Raw genomic sequence first — 16,815 nt, 5'->3', positions numbered from 1 at the left:
CTCACGGCTCACGGCCTCAGGACCAGCGTCTCCTTGGTCGAGGCGTCGACCGCCGCCTTGCCGAAGGACCAGTCGAGCAGCTCGCCGTTCACCCACTTCTCGGTCTGGTCGGCGTAGTGGGAGTGGTACGCGTGCCCCGAGGCGCCGGTCAGGTTGATCCAGCGCGACCGGTCCCAGTCGCCGACGTTGACGACCATCCGCATCGACGGCACCCAGATGACCTCGTAGCCGCCGGCCGCGTTCCAGCCGGTCGCGTTGACCGCGGCCTCGCCGCCGCCCAGGTTCCACGGACCGCGGTTGAGCATCGTCCGGACGAAGTCCGGTCCGGCGGTGCCGAGGGTCTGGTTCTCCAGGGTCAGCTGGTGCAGCCGGCCCCAGCTCCAGGTGGAGACGTCCTTGCCGAGCTTGGCGGTCAGCTCCCAGCGGGCGTCCTCCATGGCGCGGGCGAGCAGCTGGTCACGGTTCTCGGTGGCCTGGTCCGTACGGTTGGCCTCGGTCTTCCACCACTCGCTGTCCTCGTCCTTCAGCAGCGGGCGGACCACCTCGTACCAGCGGTCGCCGCCGTCCGGCTGCGCCGACTCCGCGTCGCGCTGGCCGCACTCCCGTACCCGCTTGTTCTGCTCGTCGACCGGGCCGGTGGGGTCGGCCGGGCGGACGTTGATGCAGTCGCCCTCCGCGCGCAGCTCCTTGGGCAGCTTGTCGCCGAAGGCGAGCTTGAGGACGTTGCGCCAGACGGCGTTGAAGTACGCGGCGGCGGCCGAGTCCGGCTCCTGGGTGTAGTCCCAGCCCTCCAGCAGCTTCTGCGCCTCGCGGACGTACCGATCCGAGATGTCGATCTTCAGCAGGAGCGGGTTGAGCAGGGTCGCGATCTCGCTGCGGTTGTCCATCTGCATGGTCCGCATGTCGTCCGGCGAGATCTTCCCGCCGTCCTTGATCTTGGACTCGATGAGGTCGTTGATCCGCTGGCTGCGCGAGCCGTACCCCCAGTCCTTCGTCAGGAGGGCGGGGTACGCGTCGGCGCCGATCACCGCCTGGTTGGCGGTGACGATGTAGCCGCGCTCCGGGTTCTCCTCGTAGGGCAGCTCCTCGTAGGGGATGTAGCCCTTCCAGCGGTACGAGGAGTCCCAGCCCGGCGCCGGCACCGTGCCGTCGCCCTTCGCGCGCTCCGGGATCCTGCCCGGCGCCTGGTAGCCGATGGTGCCCTCGGTGTCGGCGTAGATCAGGTTCTGGGACGGGACCTGGAAGTTCTTGGCCGCGGCACGGAACTGCTTGAAGTTCTTGGCCCGGTTGAGCTCGAAGACGGCGTCCATGGACTTGCCGGGCTCCAGGGCCGTCCACTGCAGGGAGACGGCGTAACCGGTGCCGCGGTCGGGCGCGGCGTTGCCGACGGGGGCCTTCTGGCCGACCTTCTCCAGCTCGGAGGAGCGGTCGGAGACCACCGGACCGTAGCCGGTCGAGCGGACCGTGATCAACCGGCTGCCACCGCCCGCGATCTTGATCGTCTCCTCGCGGGTCGTGAACGGCTTGGTCCGGCCGTCGACGAGGTACCCCTCGCCACTGACCTTCTCGAGGTACAGGTCGGTGACGTCGGCGCCGAGGTTGGTGAAGCCCCAGGCGATGCTGTCGTTGTGGCCGATGATCACGCCGGGCATGCCGGAGAAGGTGTAGCCGGCGACGTCGTAGCGGCAGGTCGCCGAGACCGAGCGGCAGTGCAGACCCATCTGGTACCAGAGGGACGGCATCTGCGGCGCGAGGTGCGGGTCGTTGGCGAGCAGCGGTTTGCCGGAGGTCGTGTACTTGCCGGCGATGACCCAGGAGTTGGAGCCGATGCCGTTGCCGTTGGGGCCGAGCAGCGCGGGGATCTCGTCGAGCGACTCGGAGAGCGCGCCCAGCTGGGACTGCATGCCCTGGAGGGCGTTGTCGACGGAGCCGCCGTTCGTGGAGCCCGCGGAGCCGCTGGTACCGCTCTCGGTACCGCCGTTCCCCGACGCCTTGACGCTCGGGTCGAACTCGCCCTTCGCCTCGTCGACCGCACCGCCCTCGACGATGGGCTGGTGCAGCTCGTACGGGTACGCCGGGTACAGCTGCTTGATCTGCGCCGGGCTCAGCCGGCTCGTCATCAGCGAGCGGTCGATCTCGTCCTGCATGTTGCCGCGCAGGTCCCAGGCCATCGCCTTGAGCCAGGCCACGGAGTCGACCGGCGTCCAGGGCTCGATCTCGTACGTGTGGGAGAAGGCGAGCGCCGCGTACTCCACCGAGACGTCGGAGGGGTCCCGGTCCTTGAGGTAGGCGTTGACGCCTTCCGCGTACGCCTGGAGGTTCTTCTTCGTCTCCGGCGACAGGACCTTGTCGTACTCCTCCCGCGCGATCCGGTGCCAGCCCAGCGTGCGCAGGAAGGCGTCGGTGTTCACCTGGCTCTTGCCGAACATCTCGGAGAGCCGGCCCGACGTCATGTGGCGCCGGACGTCCATCTCGTAGAAGCGGTCCTGCGCCTGCACGAAGCCCTGCGCGCGGAAGAGGTCGGCCTCGGTGTCGGCGTAGATCTGCGGGACGCCGTACGCGTCCCGTTTGACCTCGACCTGGCCGGAGAGCGCGTCGAGCCGGATCGTGCCCGTCGTCTGCGGGAACGAGCCCCGGACGGTGCTGACGCCCCAGTACCCGCCGAAACCGACGCCCCCGACCAGTGCGAGGACCAGGACGAGGACGATCAGGCGGGCGCGTCGCCCCTTCTTCTTGGCGGGGGGCGCGGTCGTGTTGGAGGGCATCGCTGTCCTTCGAGGGGCAGGGTGATCCTGGAGTACGGGAGCAACCTTAGGCGCAGGGCCGGGGCGGCCCGGACGCGGTGTCGGTGCGAGGCCCCGCGCGAGCGTCCGGATCGCACGGAACGGGTCGGCGAGGAGGCGTCAAAGGGGCGTCAAGAAAACGTTAAAGATTAGGTAAGGTAACGAAGTGCCGGCTGCTGGAGGAACGATCCGGCTGCGCGCGAGGGGAAGGATCGGCCACTGACTGTCCACCAGCTCAATGAACTCCTGCTCATCTGCTCGCTCGTGCTGCTCATCGCTGTCGCGGCGGTGCGGATCTCGTCCCGGAGCGGGCTCCCCAGCCTGCTGCTGTATCTCGGCATCGGGATCGCCATCGGGCAGGACGGCATCGGCGGCGTCGCCTTCGACAACGCCGAACTGACCCAGGTGATCGGCTATGCCGCCCTTGTGGTGATCCTGGCCGAGGGTGGCCTGGGGACGCAGTGGAGGGAGATCAAACCCGCGCTGCCCGCGGCGGTCGTGCTGTCGACCGTCGGCGTCGCGGTGAGCGTGGGCATCACGGCCACCGCCGCCCACTATCTGGTCGGTCTGGAGTGGCGGCAGGCGCTGATCATCGGCGCGGTCGTCTCCTCGACGGACGCCGCCGCCGTCTTCTCCGTCCTGCGCAAGGTGCCGCTGCCCTCCCGGGTGACCGGTGTCCTGGAGGCCGAGTCCGGCTTCAACGACGCCCCTGTCGTCATCCTCGTCGTCGCCTTCTCGACGGTCGGTCCGGTCGACAGCTGGTACGTCCTCGTCGGCAAGATCGTCCTGGAGCTGGCCATCGGCGCGGCCATCGGCCTCACGGTCGGGTTCCTCGGCGCGTACGGGCTGCGGCACGTGGCCCTGCCCGCCTCCGGTCTCTACCCGATCGCCGTCATGGCCATCGCGGTCGTGGCGTACGCGGCCGGCGCGATGGCGCACGGCTCCGGCTTCCTCGCCGTCTATCTGGCCTCGCTGGTGCTCGGCAACGCCAAGCTGCCGCACTCGCCCGCCAACCGCGGCTTCGCCGAGGGGCTCGGCTGGATCGCCCAGATCGGCATGTTCGTCCTGCTCGGTCTGCTGGTGACGCCGAGCAAGCTGTTCGACGACTTCTGGCCCGCGGTGGTCATCGGTCTGGTCCTGACGATGGTCGCCCGGCCCCTGGAGGTCCTTTTCAGCCTGCTGCCCTTCCGCATCCCCTGGCAGGAACAGGCGCTGATGTCCTGGGCCGGCCTGCGCGGAGCGGTCCCCATCATTCTCGCGACGATCCCGATGGTGTCCGGGATCGAGGGCAGCGAGCGGGTCTTCAACATCGTCTTCGTGCTCGTCGTCGTCTACACCCTGGTGCAGGGGCCGACCCTGCCGTGGCTGGCCCGCGCTCTGAAGCTGGGCGATCCGGCGGAGGCGTCCGACCTGGGGGTCGAGTCGGCACCGCTGGAACGGCTGCGCGGGCATCTGCTGTCGGTCGCCATCCCGGACGGCTCCCGGATGCACGGCGTGGAGGTCGCGGAGCTGCGCCTCCCGCCCGGGGCGGCGGTCACCCTCGTCGTACGGGACGACAAGAGCTTCGTCCCTGGTCCGACCACCGTGCTGCGGCGCGGGGACGAGCTGCTCGTGGTGGCGACCGATCCCGTCCGGGACGCCGCCGAGCGGCGGCTGCGGGCCGTCGGGCAGGGCGGAAAGCTCGCCGGATGGCTGGGCACGGGCGGGGCCACGGCGGTCACCGAACACCGTCGGCTCGGCCACCGGCATGGCGAGGACAAGGGCGACGGGCGCTCCCATCGACCCATCCGCAAGCGAACGTCCGGTTAATCACAGGCATCGATCGCGGAGGAAGGGCGTTTTCTCAGGCGGGAAGACGCCCTTCCCTGTACCATGAAGGCACACCTGATCGAACCAACTCTGCCTGACGCAGAGCTGGCGCGACCGTATGGCGGCCGAGGCACCCTCCGCAGTGGAGCCCGGCATCTACCGCAGTTCCGCGCATGAGGACAGCTCTCGGCGACACCCGCACCACCGTGCACGGGGCGCGCTACCAGGCGGCAGAAAGGCAAGGACCGTGGTGTCCACGGTCACCTCCGACAAGCCTGCGGCGGCTGAGACGTCTGCGACGTCCGAAACACCTGCGACGTCCCAGACCCCTGGCGAGAACACCGGCGGGGGCGAGAAGCCCCGCAAGCGGGCCGGAAAGCGGGCGGCCGGTTACGGCCGGCTGCTGCGCACGCCCGGCGCCCTGTCGTTCCTGCTGCCCGGCTTCGCCGCCCGGCAGCCGTTCGCGATGCTGACGATCGGCATCGTCCTGCTCGTCCAGCACACCACCGGCTCGTACGGCAGCGCCGGCGCCGTCGCCGCCGCCACCGGCGTCTCGATGGCGCTGTTCGCCCCGCAGAGCGGCAAGCTCGCGGACCGCTTCGGCCAGCGCGCCGTCCTGGTCCCCGGCGTCCTGATCCACGCGGCCGCCGTCGCCGCCCTGACCGCGCTCGCCCTGGCCGGCGCCCCGATGTGGGCGCTGTTCCTGGCCGCCGTGCCGGCCGGTGCATCCGTGCCGCAGATCGGCCCCATGGTGCGTGCCCGGTGGGCGGCGAAGCTGGAGGGTTCGCCGCTGATGCCGACGGCCGCGGCCTTCGAGTCGGTGACGGACGAGTTCACGTTCGTCGTCGGACCGGTTCTGGCGACGGCGCTGTGCACCGGCGTCCACCCCGCCGCCGGTCTGATCGCCGAAGCCGCGCTGACGCTCTTCGGCGGCCTGTTCTTCGCCGCCCAGCGGCGCACCCAGCCCGCCCACGGCCTGGTCGCGGCGGCTTCCGCCGGACCGCGCGTCTCGGCGCTCTCCATCCCCGGCGTCCGGGTCCTGGCCATCGCCTTCCTGGGCATCGGATCGGTCTTCGGCGGCATGCAGGTCTCCCTGACCGCGTTCTCCGAGGAGATCGGCAACCCCGGCGCCAACGGTCTGCTGTACGGGATCTTCGCCGCGGGCAACATGCTCGCGGGCATCGCCTGCGGCGCCGTCGCCTGGAAGATCGGCCCGCGCAAGCGCCTGATCCTGGGCTACGCCGGACTGACCGTGGCGGCCTCGGTGCTCTGGTCCGTCCACTCCGTGCTCCTGCTCGGCGCTCTGGGCCTGGTGGTCGGTCTGTGCATCGCCCCGGCCCTGATCACCGGCTACACCATCGTCGAGACCCTGGTCCCGGCCACCGCCCGGACCGAGGCGTTCACCTGGCTCACGGGCGCGGTGGCCCTCGGCCAGGCCGCCGCCGTCACGGTCGCCGGCCGGCTGGCCGACCAGCACGGCGCGAGCACCGGCTTCCTGGTGCCGCTGGTGGGCACGGCGCTCGCGCTGGCCACGCTCCTCGCGCTGCGTTCGCGGCTGGCACCCCAGGCGTCCGGACGGGTCGCCGCGCGTGGTGTCGGTCACCGAGTGCCGGTGACGGTGGACTGATTCCGCGGAATAGGTCACTATGGATCGTCGTTAGCACTCGATGAGTGTGAGTGCCAGGAGGAAGACAGTGCCGACCTACCAGTACCAGTGCACCGAGTGCGGCGAGGGCCTCGAGGCGGTGCAGAAGTTCACCGATGACGCGCTGACCGAGTGCCCGAGCTGCAAGGGACGCCTGAAGAAGGTGTTCTCGGCGGTCGGGATCGTGTTCAAGGGCTCCGGGTTCTACCGCAACGACAGCCGCGGTTCGTCGTCCAGCAGCTCGCCGGCCTCGTCGTCGAAGCCGTCCACGGCCTCCTCCGCTTCGTCGTCCTCGGACGCGAAGCCGGCCGCGTCGTCGAGCACGGCGTCCGGCACGTCGAGCAGCTCCAGCTCCTCCAGCTCGGCCGCCTGAGCCTCCGTTCTTCCCGAAGCCCCACCGCTCTGCGCGGTGGGGCTTCGGCGTTGACTCGGTGGGGCTTCCGGCGTTAACGGCGGTGAGGCTTCCGGCGTTAACGCGGTGGGGCTTCCGGCGTTTAATGTGACCGACCATGGCGACCAACGCGTACGCGGACATCGGCGTGATCGGCGGCTCGGGCTTCTACTCCTTCCTGGAGGACGTGACGGAGGTGTCCGTGGACACCCCGTACGGCAGCCCCAGCGACTCCCTCTTCCTCGGCGAGGTCGCCGGGCGGCAGGTCGCGTTCCTGCCCCGGCACGGCCGCCGCCACACGGTGCCGCCGCACCGCATCAACTACCGCGCCAATCTGTGGGCGCTGCGCTCCGTGGGCGTGCGCCAGGTGCTCGGGCCGTGCGCGGTGGGCGGGCTGCGGGAGGAGTACGGGCCCGGAACCCTGCTCGTACCCGACCAGCTGGTCGACCGGACGAAGAGCCGGGCGCAGACCTACTTCGACGGCGAGCCGCTGCCGGACGCCTGGGGCGGCGCCGTCCCGAACGTCGTGCACACGACCTTCGCCGACCCGTACTGCCCCGACGGGCGGCGGGTGGCCCTGAAGGCGGCCCGCGGGCGGGGCTGGGAGCCGGTGGACGGCGGCACGATGGTCGTGGTCGAGGGGCCGCGCTTCTCGACCCGGGCGGAGTCGCGCTGGCACGCGGCGGCGGGCTGGTCGGTGGTCGGGATGACCGGACACCCCGAGGCCGTCCTCGCCCGGGAGCTGGGGCTCTGCTACACCTCCCTCGCGCTGGTCACCGACCTCGACGCGGGCGCGGAGACGGGGGACGGCGTCTCGCACACCGAGGTGCTGCGCGTGTTCGGGGAGAACGTCGGGCGGCTGCGGGAGGTTCTGTTCGACGCGGTGGGCGCGCTGCCGGACACGGCGGAGCGGGACTGTCTGTGCACCCATGCCCACGACGGGTGGGACCTGGGGATCGAGCTGCCCTGAATCACCTTGACGGGTGACGGAGTTGTCCACAGGAGTCGGTCGATCCACAGGCGGGAGCGGGAAGCGCGCGAAGCCGGGAAGGTGGGAGCGGCTCTTCGGATCTCCCTGACAGGTGGTGTTCGCGATGACGACTTCCCCCGGCCCTACCCGGCCCCACAGCCCCGGCCCGGCCCGGCCCCACACGCACAGCCGGGCCGTGGCCCACACGCACAGCCGGGCCCGGCCCGACTCCTTCTCGACGGTTCCGGCGACGTGCGGTGTTCCGCAGTTCGAGCCTCTACGGGTACGGGGCGGGCGGCAGCGCCTGCGACGGGCGCTGCGTCGCAGGAGGCGGGCGCCCGCGGCCGTGCTGGCGCTGACCGCGGCGGCCCTGGCCGTGGCCGGGGCCGGGGAGGTGTCCGCGGATCCGCCGCCGCACCGGGAGGCGAAGGAGCAGCGCCGGCCTCCCGCGGTGCGGCTGGTTTCCGCTCCGGTACGGATCGCCGACGCGGCGGCCGTAGGACTGCTGCGCCCCGGTGACCGTGTCGATGTGATCGCGGCGCCCGACTCCGCGACGGGCGAGGGAGGGAAGCCGCGCGTGGTCGCCGCGGCGGCCCGGGTGGCCGACGTTCCGCGCCCGGGTGAGACTCGTCCGGACGGCGGGGCACTCATCGTCCTGTCCGTGCCGCGGTCGACGGCGACGGCTCTGGCCGGTGCGGGGATCACGTCCCGACTGGCGGTGACGCTGTGCTGATTCGTGCGGGCAGCCTGCCAAGTAGCCGGTCCGGATGTACCGATTGGACGCCTCCGCGCCGGTCACGGCCTAATGGCTCCGTCAACCGCACACACGACGAAAGGCATCCGGGTGACCCCGAAGAAGGAGAGCGTGCTGGCGGGCTTCAAAGCCTTCCTCATGCGCGGGAACGTGATCGACCTGGCGGTGGCGGTCGTCATCGGCGCCGCGTTCACCAACATCGTGAACTCGGTGGTGAAGGGGGTCATCAACCCTCTGGTCGGCGCCTTCGGCACCAAGGACCTGGAGAGCTACAAGTCCTGTCTCAAGGCACCCTGCACGATGGTCGACGGCGAGATGCGGGGCATCGAGATCCAGTGGGGCCTGGTCCTCAGCTCGATCCTGAGCTTCCTGATCACCGCGGCCGTCGTCTACTTCCTGATGGTCCTGCCGATGGCCAAGATCCTGGCCAAGCGGGCCGCCCACGAGAAGGCGAAGGAGGGCGTCCAGGAGACCATCGAGGTCAGCGAGCTGGAGGTCCTCAAGGAGATCCGCGACGCGCTCGTGGCGCAGCGCGGCGGGGACGGTGGACCGGGCGGCGCGTCGGGCGGCGCGCCCGGCGGTGGCTCAGGGGCCGGGGGCGGCACGGGGGCGCACATCACCCCTTAGCCGACGGCTCGCGCCGGCGTCAGAGGTGGTGCGGCGGCTTCTCGTCGAGGAAGCGCGCGAGATCGGCGGCACTGTCGCCGCCGCGAGGAGGCCGCTCGCCCCACCCGCGGTCCGTGTCGTCCGCGGACTGCTGGTCCAGCGGATCATCGAAGATCAGTGCCGGCTTCGGTCGCGGTCGTGGATCGTCGTCGGACTGCTTCGCAGTGCGCGGGCCGTGGGCGGGGGCGGTGCTCATGCTTCCAGGGTACGCCCGGAATTCGGCCTCGCACCCCGGTGATCAACGGTCCTTCGGGTCGAGCGCCCACAGCCCGAGGACGACCAGGAACGACAGGACCAGGAAGCCCGCACCCCACCACGCGGTGCCGGTGTCGCCCGCCATCCACTCGTCGACCACGATCGTCAGCCCCCACAACTGGCCGACCACGACCGTCAGTGCGAGGACCAGCCGGGCCGTGAGCTTGGAGGAGCGCTCCGGCTCCTGCTCCGTGCCGGCGCCGGGGCCCGGTCCGGTGTGGCGGATCCGGGGATCCCCGTAGCCGCTGGTCGGCCGGATCTGCGGATAGCGCTCGTGGACCGGGCGGTTGAGACGCGGCTCGGCGCTGCCCGGCGTGTACACGGGCGGAGCCGGCGGGCCCGGGGCGGCCGGGTCCTTGGGGAACGGGGTGTCGGTCATGTCCGTGCCTCCCTCTCCCCCGCACCTCCGGCCGAGGCCACCGGGCAGCCGACGCGGTCGGCGAGATCCGGGCGCTCCTCGGCGAGTTGCCGGCAGAAGCCTTCCTGGGCGCTCTCGCCGGAGCGGCTGGTGCCGACGGCCCAGACGCTGCCGTCGGCCTCTTCCATCAGGAGCACCTTGGGCAGCGCCCGGGGCGGCGGGCCGGCGGTCACCTCTCCCGTACGGGCGTCGAAGACCCCTTCGTGGCACGGGCAGTACAGCTCGCCCTCGGCGCCCCGGTCCCTGCGCCACAGCACGGCGCAGGCGAGGTGGGTGCAGACGGCGGAGTAGCCGGCGAGGGTGCCGTCCTCCAGGCGGATCGCGACCGCGCGGTCCTCCTCCTCCGGGTAGCGGAAGGCGAGGGCCTCCCCCGGCGCCAGCCGGTCGGCGATCTTCTTCGGCTCGGGTGTGCCGTCGGCGTCCCCGTGACGGTGCAGGATGCCGCCGGCGACGCCGATGCCGCCGGCGGCCAGTCCGCCGGAGACGGTGGCGACGATCCGGAGGTAGTCGCGCCGGGTGGTGAGCGAGTCGGCGGCGATGCGGTCGTGCAGCGCCTCCTGGGCGGCGTCGGTCGCCACGGGGCCTTCGGTGGGGGGCTGTGCGGTGACGCTCATCGGACGTCCACTCCGTTGATCTCGACGACGGGAAGGCCGCCGGGGACCGGCCACCGGACCTTGTCGGCGGGGACGACCATCGCGACTCCGGTGGAGACGGTGGTGGAGCCGAAGGTGAAGGAGTCGGCGACCTGGACACCGGGGCGCTCGGCCCGCAGTTCGTCGAGGGTTCCGTAGAAGAGGGCGCCGGTGGGGCAGACGGTGGCGCACATCGGGGCGAGACCGTAGGCGGTGCGGTCGTAGCAGAGGTTGCACTTCATCTGCAGCTTCGCCTGGAGGTCGATCTTCGGGACGCCGAAGGGGCAGGCGTTGACGCAGTTGGCGCAGCCGATGCAGCGGGTGGTGTCGGCCTGCTGCACCACACCGTCGGGGGTGACCAGGATCGCGTCGGCGGGGCAGACCTGGGCGCACGGGGCGACCGGGTCCTCGCAGTGCATGCAGACCGTGGGAAGGGAGGCGACGGAGTGCCCCTCGTCGGGGTAGTCGAGATGGATCATCGACTTGCCGCGGTGCGAGTCGCATTCGCGACAGGCGGAGACGCACGCCTGGCAGCCGATGCAGCGCCCCGGGTCGATGAAGATCGTGCGGCCCATCATGAGCGGAGTCAGCTCCTCTCCGAGGTGCCACGGCCCTGCGGGGCCGTGGGGGGCAGGGGGTCGGTGCGCGAGACCCGGGTCTCCGGGTAGGCGAGCCGTCCGGGGGCGGTGGGCGGCTCGGGCACCTCGTCGATCCGTTCGGCGGCCTCGATCCGGGCGGCGCAGACCTTGTACTCCGGGATCTTGGAGCGGGGGTCGAGGGCGTCGACGGTCAGTGCGTTGGCCGCGGTGGGGACCGGCCAGTGGTATGGCACGAAGACGGTGTCGGGCCGGATCGCCTCGGTGACCAGGGCGGGGAAGACCCCGCTGCCGCGGCGGGTGACGACCCGGACGGGGTCGCCGGTGCGGAAGCCGTGGGAGGGGTGGACCTCGATCCAGGGGCGCGGGGTCTGTTCGACGAGGGCGCCCAGACGGCGGGTCTGGTTGCCGGAGAGGAAGTGGGCGACGGTGCGGCCGGTGGTGAGCGAGAGGGGGTACTCCTCGCTGTACGGGTCCATGGGCGGGTGCCATTCGACGACCTGCAGATGGATCTTGCCGTCCGGGTGGTAGGTCCTGCCGTCCTCGAAGAGGCGGGGGGTGCCCGGATGGTCGGTGGTGGGGCAGGGCCAGGCGATGCCGCCGGTCTCCTCCAGGCGTTCGTAGGTGATGCCGTAGTAGTCGTTGACCGTTCCGGCGGAGGCGACGCGGAGCTCTTCGAAGACGGAGCGGGAGTCGGGGAAGGCGAACTTGTCGCCCGCGCCGAGGCGCTTGGCGAGTTCGCAGATCACCCAGGTGTCGGTGCGGACTCCGGCGGGCGGTTCCTGGGCCTTGTTGTGCTTGACGACCCTGGCCTCGGCGTTGGCCATCACGCCTTCGTCCTCGGCCCACACGGTGACGGGGAGGACGACATGGGCGTTGGCGGCCGTCTCGGAGAGGAAGAAGTCGAACTGGGCGTGGAACTGGAGGGTGTCGTAGCCGTTCTTGACGGTCGCGTAGTGGGGGAGGGAGACGAAGGGGTTGTTGCAGATTCCGATCAGTCCGCGGATCTCCTGGCGCCGCATCTGCCAGACCATCTCCATCATGGAGGTGCCGGCGGGCGGGAGTTCGGACTCCTCGATGCCCCAGATCTCGCAGATCTGGCGGCGGTGCTCGGGGTTCGAGATCGACCGGCCGCCGGGCAGGAGGTCGGACTTCTGGCCGTGTTCGCGGCCGCCCTGACCGTTGCCCTGGCCGGTGATGGTGCCGTAGCCGGCGCCGGGTCTGCCGATGTTGCCGGTGGCGGCGCAGAGGTTGATGATCGTCAGGCAGTTCTCCACGCCCTGGGAGTGGTGCTCGACACCGCGGGCGTGCCAGGCCATGGCCCTGTCGGCGCCGGCGAACATCCGGGCGGTCCGCGCGATCTGTTCCTCGGGGACACCGCAGATCTCGGCGGACCGGGACGGCGGGTAGTCGGCGACGGTCTCCTTCACCTCGTCCCAGCCGGTGGTGTGGGCGGCGAGATAGGCCTCGTCGGTGAGGCCCTCGGCGACGATCACATGCAGGACGGCGTTGAAGAAGGCGGAGTCGGTGCCGGGTTTGAGGGCGACATGGAGGTCGGCGGTGCGGGCGATGGCCGTCTCGCGCGGGTCGACGACGATCAGCGTGGCGCCGCGGTCGCGGGCTCCCCACAGGTACTGCGTCATCACGGGGAAGCATTCGCCGACGTTGGATCCGGCGATGAGGAGGCAGTCGGTGAGGAGGATGTCGGAGAAGGGGTTGCCGGCCCGGTCGATGCCGAAGGCGAGCTTGTTGGCTCCGGCGGCGGAGACCATGCACAGACGCCCGTTGTAGTCGACGTGCTTCGACTTCAGGGCGACGCGGGCGAATTTGCCGACGAGGTACGTCTTCTCGGAGAAGAGGCTGGCCCCGCCGAGCAGACCGAAGGCGTCGTTGCCGTGCTCGCCCTGGATGCGGCGGATCTCGGAGACGGTGAAGTCCAGCGCCTCCTCCCAGCTCGCCTCGCGGAACGGCTCGTCGCGGCTGCGGCGCATGAGGGGGGTGGTGAGACGGTCGGGGTGGTTGACCTGCTGGTAGGCGTTGATGCCCTTGGGACAGAGCCGCATCCGGTTGATGTCGTGGTTGCGGGGCTCGACGCCGAAGACCTTGCCCGCGCGGTCGACGCGCAGGTACATGCCGCACTGCACGCCGCAGAAGCAGCAGTGGGTGGGGACGAGCGTCTCGCCGTTCTGATCGGCGTGCCAGCGGTCGGCGGGGATGCCTCCGGCGTCGCGGAAGGCGCGGGTGCCGGGTGGGGCGAGGGAGGGATCGAGCGGAAGGTGCTGCCGGCCCGCGTGCCGCTGGGTCACTTGTAGCCCTTCTTGACGTGAGTGAGGTAGGCGTTGCCGCGCAGGACGCGTTTGCAGCGGGGGCAGTACTCGGCCCCTTCGTCGAAGCCGAGGTCGAGGTCGCGCATGGTGCCCCGGAGGTTCTCGACGTAGGGGGCGGTGTCGATGGGTTCCCGGCAGCGGCGGCAGGCGAGGGCCTCTCCGTCCTCGCGGCGGGAGGTGTACTTGAACAGCTGCATACCGACGGCGGCCGGCCGCTGGACGATGTGGAAGAACTTGCCGAACGGGATGTAGATGAGGGTGAAGACCACCGAGACCATGTGCAGGATCGCCAGGAACTCGTAACCGCCCCCGTGCAGGAAGATCGACGAGAACGTGAGGAGGAGCCCGGTCACGGAGATGACGATCAGGGCGATCAGCGGGACCAGGTCGTAGGCGAAGCGCTGGCCGGTGATCGCGCCGCGGTCCTTCATCCGGCGCCACAGGAAGTACGAGGCGCCGGGGATGACGAGGACGGCGGCGATGTCGAGGCCGTGGAACATCAGCCAGCCGGCGATGTCCAGCGAGTCGAAGCCGAGGACCTTGAAGCCCCAGATCCGCATCTCGTAGCCGGGCCCTGAGCCGCTGCCGGAGGTGAAGGTGAACCAGCCCCAGGTGAGCGGGAAGGTGATCAGGGCCGCCAGGACGCAGCCCCAGAAGATCAGCTGATGGGCGGCCCAGCGGGCGTGGGAACGGGCGCCGAGGAACTTCTGGAAGCCGAGGTAGGTGACGATCATCTTCGGCAGGGCGGTGGGGGCGCGGCGGAAGTTGGCGGCCGAGAAGAAGGAGCGCCGGCCCTGGGTGAACAGGCGGCGGGCGCCGGGGGCGGAGATCCAGACGGTGTACCGGTAGGCGACGCCGAAGGCGAGGAAGACGGTGGCGACGGCGTACGGAAGGAGGGCCGAGTCGAAGTCGCGCAGGAACCTGCTGCCGAGGACGATCGCGAGGATCAGCAGGGCGGAGACGGCGGTGCCGGTGAGCGCGGCCCGGCGGCGCACGGCTGCGGGGGTCTGGACAACGGGCGCGGGGGCCTGCGGTGGCTCGGTCACCCGGTCACGGTAGGGCCGTATGCCCGATATCAACCTGTTTTATGAGGCGGGTGGGTGAGCGTGTCGCTCAGGTGCTCGGATGGCCTTCGGGCCGTTGGGGCCGGGAGATCGCACGGACTTCGGCGATCCGCTCCGACACCAGGCCCCCCGGTTCTGCTCTGCTGGAGCGCATGACGCAACCGTTCCTGCCCCTGGTCTCGCGTGCGCGTGACGAGGCGCACCGTGCCGCCACCCCGCTCGAGCTGTTCTTCGACCTCTGCTTCGTCGTGGCCGTCGCCCAGGCCGGCGCCGAACTCGTGCACGCCGTCACCGAGGGCCATTCCGGCGACGGGGTCGTCAACTACGCGATGATCTTCTTCGCGATCTGGTGGGCCTGGATGAACTTCACCTGGTTCGCCTCCGCCTACGACAACGACGACGTGCCCTACCGCGTCGTCACCCTCGTCCAGATCGCCGGCGTCCTCCTCCTCGCCGCCGGTGTCTCCCGCGCCTTCCAGGACCACGAGTTCTTCGTCGTCTGGCTCGGCTACGTCGTCATGCGGCTCGCGCTGGCCACCCAGTGGCTCCGCGCCGCCCATCACGCCACCGACCCCGCGGAACGCGGGATGTGCCGGCGGTACGCGGCCGGGGTCGCCCTCTGCCAGATCGGCTGGACCGCCCTGCTCCTCGCGCCCGAGGGCGCCCGCCCCTGGGTCTTCCTCGGCATGGCCCTCGCCGAGATGTGCGTACCGCTGTACGCGGAGAAGGACGTCACCACCCACTGGCATCCGCACCACATCGCCGAGCGCTACGGTCTGTTCACGATCATCGTGCTCGGTGAGACGATCGCGGCGGCGACCGTCGCCGTCCAGTCCGGCGTCCGCGAGAACGACGCCCTGGGCGAGCTGCTCCCCATCGCCGCCGGTGGGCTGCTCATCGTCTTCGCCGCCTGGTGGATCTACTTCGCCGTCCCCGCCCACCACCGCCTCACCTCCAACCGCGAGGGCTTCCTGTGGGGTTACGGCCACTATCTGATCTTCGCGTCCGCCGCCGCCATCGGAGCCGGCATCGAGATCGCCGTCGAGCAGGCCGTGGGCAAGGCACATGTCTCCACCCTCGCCGCGTCCTCGGCCGTGACGATCCCCGCCGCCGTCTTCTTCCTCTCCGTGTGGGCGCTGCACGCCCGCTACTTCAAGGTCGGCATCGCCCAGCAACTCGTCCTGCCGGCCTCGTCGTTCCTGATCCTGATGTGCACGTTCGCCGGCCGCTGGGCGGTCCCCGCGGCCGGGCTGGTCGCGGCGGTGACGGTGGCGCTCGGTGTGACGCTGGCCGCCCGGAACCCCGTCTCGCGCGCGGCCGCGTAGGCGAAGGCCCCGGGCGCCGGAGCCGACGGGCGTGGTACGCAAGGGCCATGACGAAGCACGACGCACTCACGGACGTGACCGGCCTCCGGGTCGGCCACGCGCGCGTGGCCGGGCCGACCGCACTCAGCGGCACCACCGTCGTCCTCGCCCCGGAGGGCGGGGCCGTGGCCGGCGTGGACGTACGGGGCGGGGGCCCCGGCACCCGCGAGACCGACGCGCTCGACCCGCGCAACGTCGTCCAGCGGATCGAGGCCGTGGTCCTGACCGGCGGCAGCGCGTACGGCCTGGACTCGGCGGCCGGGGTGATGGCCTGGCTGGAGGAGCGGGGCCGGGGGGTGCGGGTGGGACCCGACCCCTCGCACGTGGTCCCGGTGGTCCCCGCCGCCTGCGTCTTCGACCTGGGCCGCGGCGGGGACTTCACCGCCCGCCCGGACGCGGCCACGGGGCGCGCGGCCGTGGAGGCGGCCGCCGCCACGGAGCTCCACGCGCGCGTGGAGACCGGCGCGGTCGGCGCCGGCACCGGAGCTGTCGTCGGTGGGCTCAAGGGCGGGATCGGTACGGCGAGCACGGTCCTGGGCTCGGGCATCACCGTCGGCGCCCTGGTCGTCGTCAACGCGGTGGGCTCGGCCGTCGATCCGGAGACGGGCGTGCTGTACGGGCGGTACTTCCAGGGCCGCCCGGAGTATCCGGAGCCGGCCGTCCACGCGGCGGCGCGGGCGCGTCTCGCCGAGGCGCAGGCGACTCACGCGGCGCCGCCCCTGAACACCACGCTCGCGGTCGTCGCCACGGACGCCGTCCTCACCCGCGCGCAGGCGCAGAAGCTCGCGGGTACGGCGCACGACGGCATCGCGCGGGCCGTCCGCCCCGTGCATCTCCTCAACGACGGGGACACCGTCTTCGCCCTCGCGACCGGGGAGCGGGAGCTGCCCGACGAGGCGGGGCCGCTCGCCCTGAACGACATCCTCGCGGCGGGCGCGGACACCGTGACCCGGGCGATCGTACGGGCGGTCCTGGAGACGGCCGAGGGCGTGTCGGGGCCGGGCGGGGACTTTCCGGCGTACCAGGAGCTGTACGGCGGTGCTGCGGCCGCCGACTCCCGTCGGCCTGAGGGCAGTTGACGCCGACGGCAAGGGGCGCGCGGGAACTTCGCGTACGCCCCCGCCGTTTTCCCGAACGCCGG

General features: G+C 71.3%; 15 protein-coding genes. 8 read left to right on the top strand and 7 right to left on the bottom strand.

Annotated features, from left to right (window positions below; all coding sequences use genetic code 11):
• Nucleotides 1-8: 8 nt before the first annotated feature.
• On the bottom strand, nucleotides 9-2,765 hold the full coding sequence (locus ABZY12_RS11255) for a penicillin acylase family protein (protein WP_356889042.1): 2,757 nt from the start codon (nucleotides 2,763-2,765) through the stop codon (nucleotides 9-11).
• A gap of 282 nt (nucleotides 2,766-3,047) precedes the next feature.
• Here ABZY12_RS11255 and ABZY12_RS11250 point away from each other — a divergent pair, with 282 nt between their 5' ends.
• The 6 genes from ABZY12_RS11250 (at nucleotide 3,048) to mscL (ending at nucleotide 8,979) form a co-directional block, all read left to right on the top strand.
• Entirely contained in the window at nucleotides 3,048-4,592 is a 1,545-nt protein-coding gene (locus ABZY12_RS11250; RefSeq protein WP_356889041.1) for a potassium/proton antiporter, read from the top strand.
• 400 nt (nucleotides 4,593-4,992) lie between these two features.
• The gene (locus tag ABZY12_RS11245) at nucleotides 4,993-6,219 is read left to right on the top strand and encodes an MFS transporter (protein ID WP_356889178.1); all 1,227 of its coding nucleotides are present in this window, start codon (nucleotides 4,993-4,995) and stop codon (nucleotides 6,217-6,219) included.
• A 67-nt stretch (nucleotides 6,220-6,286) separates the two neighbouring features.
• Nucleotides 6,287-6,610, top strand: coding sequence for an FmdB family zinc ribbon protein (locus tag ABZY12_RS11240; protein ID WP_356889040.1), 324 nt, complete (start codon nucleotides 6,287-6,289; stop codon nucleotides 6,608-6,610).
• Between the two features lie 136 nt (nucleotides 6,611-6,746).
• Nucleotides 6,747-7,598, top strand: coding sequence for an S-methyl-5'-thioadenosine phosphorylase (locus ABZY12_RS11235; protein ID WP_356889039.1), 852 nt, complete (start codon nucleotides 6,747-6,749; stop codon nucleotides 7,596-7,598).
• 196 nt (nucleotides 7,599-7,794) lie between these two features.
• Nucleotides 7,795-8,331 (top strand): hypothetical protein, encoded by a 537-nt coding sequence (locus tag ABZY12_RS11230; protein WP_356889038.1) that lies wholly within the window; start codon nucleotides 7,795-7,797, stop codon nucleotides 8,329-8,331.
• A gap of 111 nt (nucleotides 8,332-8,442) precedes the next feature.
• The gene (mscL, locus tag ABZY12_RS11225) at nucleotides 8,443-8,979 is read left to right on the top strand and encodes a large conductance mechanosensitive channel protein MscL (RefSeq protein ID WP_356889037.1); all 537 of its coding nucleotides are present in this window, start codon (nucleotides 8,443-8,445) and stop codon (nucleotides 8,977-8,979) included.
• A gap of 19 nt (nucleotides 8,980-8,998) precedes the next feature.
• Here the strand turns inward: mscL and ABZY12_RS11220 are convergent, their stop codons facing one another.
• The 6 genes from ABZY12_RS11220 to ABZY12_RS11195 are packed head-to-tail and all read right to left on the bottom strand — an operon-like array spanning nucleotide 8,999 to nucleotide 14,241.
• Nucleotides 8,999-9,214, bottom strand: coding sequence for a hypothetical protein (locus ABZY12_RS11220; protein ID WP_356889036.1), 216 nt, complete (start codon nucleotides 9,212-9,214; stop codon nucleotides 8,999-9,001).
• 42 nt (nucleotides 9,215-9,256) lie between these two features.
• Nucleotides 9,257-9,652, bottom strand: coding sequence for a DUF6755 family protein (locus ABZY12_RS11215; RefSeq protein ID WP_356889035.1), 396 nt, complete (start codon nucleotides 9,650-9,652; stop codon nucleotides 9,257-9,259).
• Nucleotides 9,649-10,305 carry a Rieske (2Fe-2S) protein gene (locus ABZY12_RS11210; protein WP_356889034.1) on the bottom strand — a complete coding sequence of 219 codons (657 nt, stop codon included), beginning with the start codon at nucleotides 10,303-10,305 and terminating at the stop codon, nucleotides 9,649-9,651. Before ABZY12_RS11210 ends, ABZY12_RS11215 begins: the two co-directional genes overlap by 4 nt.
• Entirely contained in the window at nucleotides 10,302-10,901 is a 600-nt protein-coding gene (locus tag ABZY12_RS11205) for a 4Fe-4S dicluster domain-containing protein (RefSeq protein WP_356889033.1), read from the bottom strand. The genes ABZY12_RS11210 and ABZY12_RS11205 overlap by 4 nt, the downstream gene beginning before the upstream one ends.
• Before the next feature lie 8 nt (nucleotides 10,902-10,909).
• Nucleotides 10,910-13,225: a molybdopterin oxidoreductase family protein gene (locus ABZY12_RS11200; protein ID WP_356889032.1), complete on the bottom strand. Its 2,316-nt coding sequence runs from the start codon at nucleotides 13,223-13,225 to the stop codon at nucleotides 10,910-10,912.
• Nucleotides 13,222-14,241, bottom strand: a complete 1,020-nt coding sequence (locus ABZY12_RS11195) for an MFS transporter (protein WP_356889177.1) — start codon at nucleotides 14,239-14,241, stop codon at nucleotides 13,222-13,224. Before ABZY12_RS11195 ends, ABZY12_RS11200 begins: the two co-directional genes overlap by 4 nt.
• A 221-nt stretch (nucleotides 14,242-14,462) precedes the next feature.
• Between ABZY12_RS11195 and ABZY12_RS11190 the strand changes: the two genes are divergently transcribed.
• Together ABZY12_RS11190 and ABZY12_RS11185 are read left to right on the top strand one after the other, a co-directional pair.
• Complete coding sequence (locus tag ABZY12_RS11190; RefSeq protein WP_356889031.1) at nucleotides 14,463-15,635, top strand: low temperature requirement protein A; 1,173 nt, start codon at nucleotides 14,463-14,465, stop codon at nucleotides 15,633-15,635.
• A gap of 47 nt (nucleotides 15,636-15,682) precedes the next feature.
• On the top strand, nucleotides 15,683-16,753 hold the full coding sequence (locus ABZY12_RS11185) for a P1 family peptidase (protein WP_356889030.1): 1,071 nt from the start codon (nucleotides 15,683-15,685) through the stop codon (nucleotides 16,751-16,753).
• Nucleotides 16,754-16,815: the final 62 nt, after the last annotated feature.

Source organism: Streptomyces sp. NPDC006551 (assembly GCF_040611675.1).
Taxonomy (GTDB): domain Bacteria; phylum Actinomycetota; class Actinomycetes; order Streptomycetales; family Streptomycetaceae; genus Streptomyces.
The sequence above is the reverse complement of the archived record's forward strand: the minus strand, read 5'-3'. Positions and strand labels throughout refer to the sequence as shown.

Coding starts and splice junctions, on each gene's coding strand:
- ABZY12_RS11220 (WP_356889036.1), bottom strand. CDS start 9,214: ATGAGCACCGCCCCCGCCCACGGCCCGCGCACTGCGAAGCAGTCCGAC.
- ABZY12_RS11215 (WP_356889035.1), bottom strand. CDS start 9,652: ATGACCGACACCCCGTTCCCCAAGGACCCGGCCGCCCCGGGCCCGCCG.
- ABZY12_RS11185 (WP_356889030.1), top strand. CDS start 15,683: ATGACGAAGCACGACGCACTCACGGACGTGACCGGCCTCCGGGTCGGC.
- ABZY12_RS11210 (WP_356889034.1), bottom strand. CDS start 10,305: ATGAGCGTCACCGCACAGCCCCCCACCGAAGGCCCCGTGGCGACCGAC.
- ABZY12_RS11255 (WP_356889042.1), bottom strand. CDS start 2,765: ATGCCCTCCAACACGACCGCGCCCCCCGCCAAGAAGAAGGGGCGACGC.
- ABZY12_RS11190 (WP_356889031.1), top strand. CDS start 14,463: ATGACGCAACCGTTCCTGCCCCTGGTCTCGCGTGCGCGTGACGAGGCG.
- ABZY12_RS11235 (WP_356889039.1), top strand. CDS start 6,747: ATGGCGACCAACGCGTACGCGGACATCGGCGTGATCGGCGGCTCGGGC.
- ABZY12_RS11205 (WP_356889033.1), bottom strand. CDS start 10,901: ATGATGGGCCGCACGATCTTCATCGACCCGGGGCGCTGCATCGGCTGC.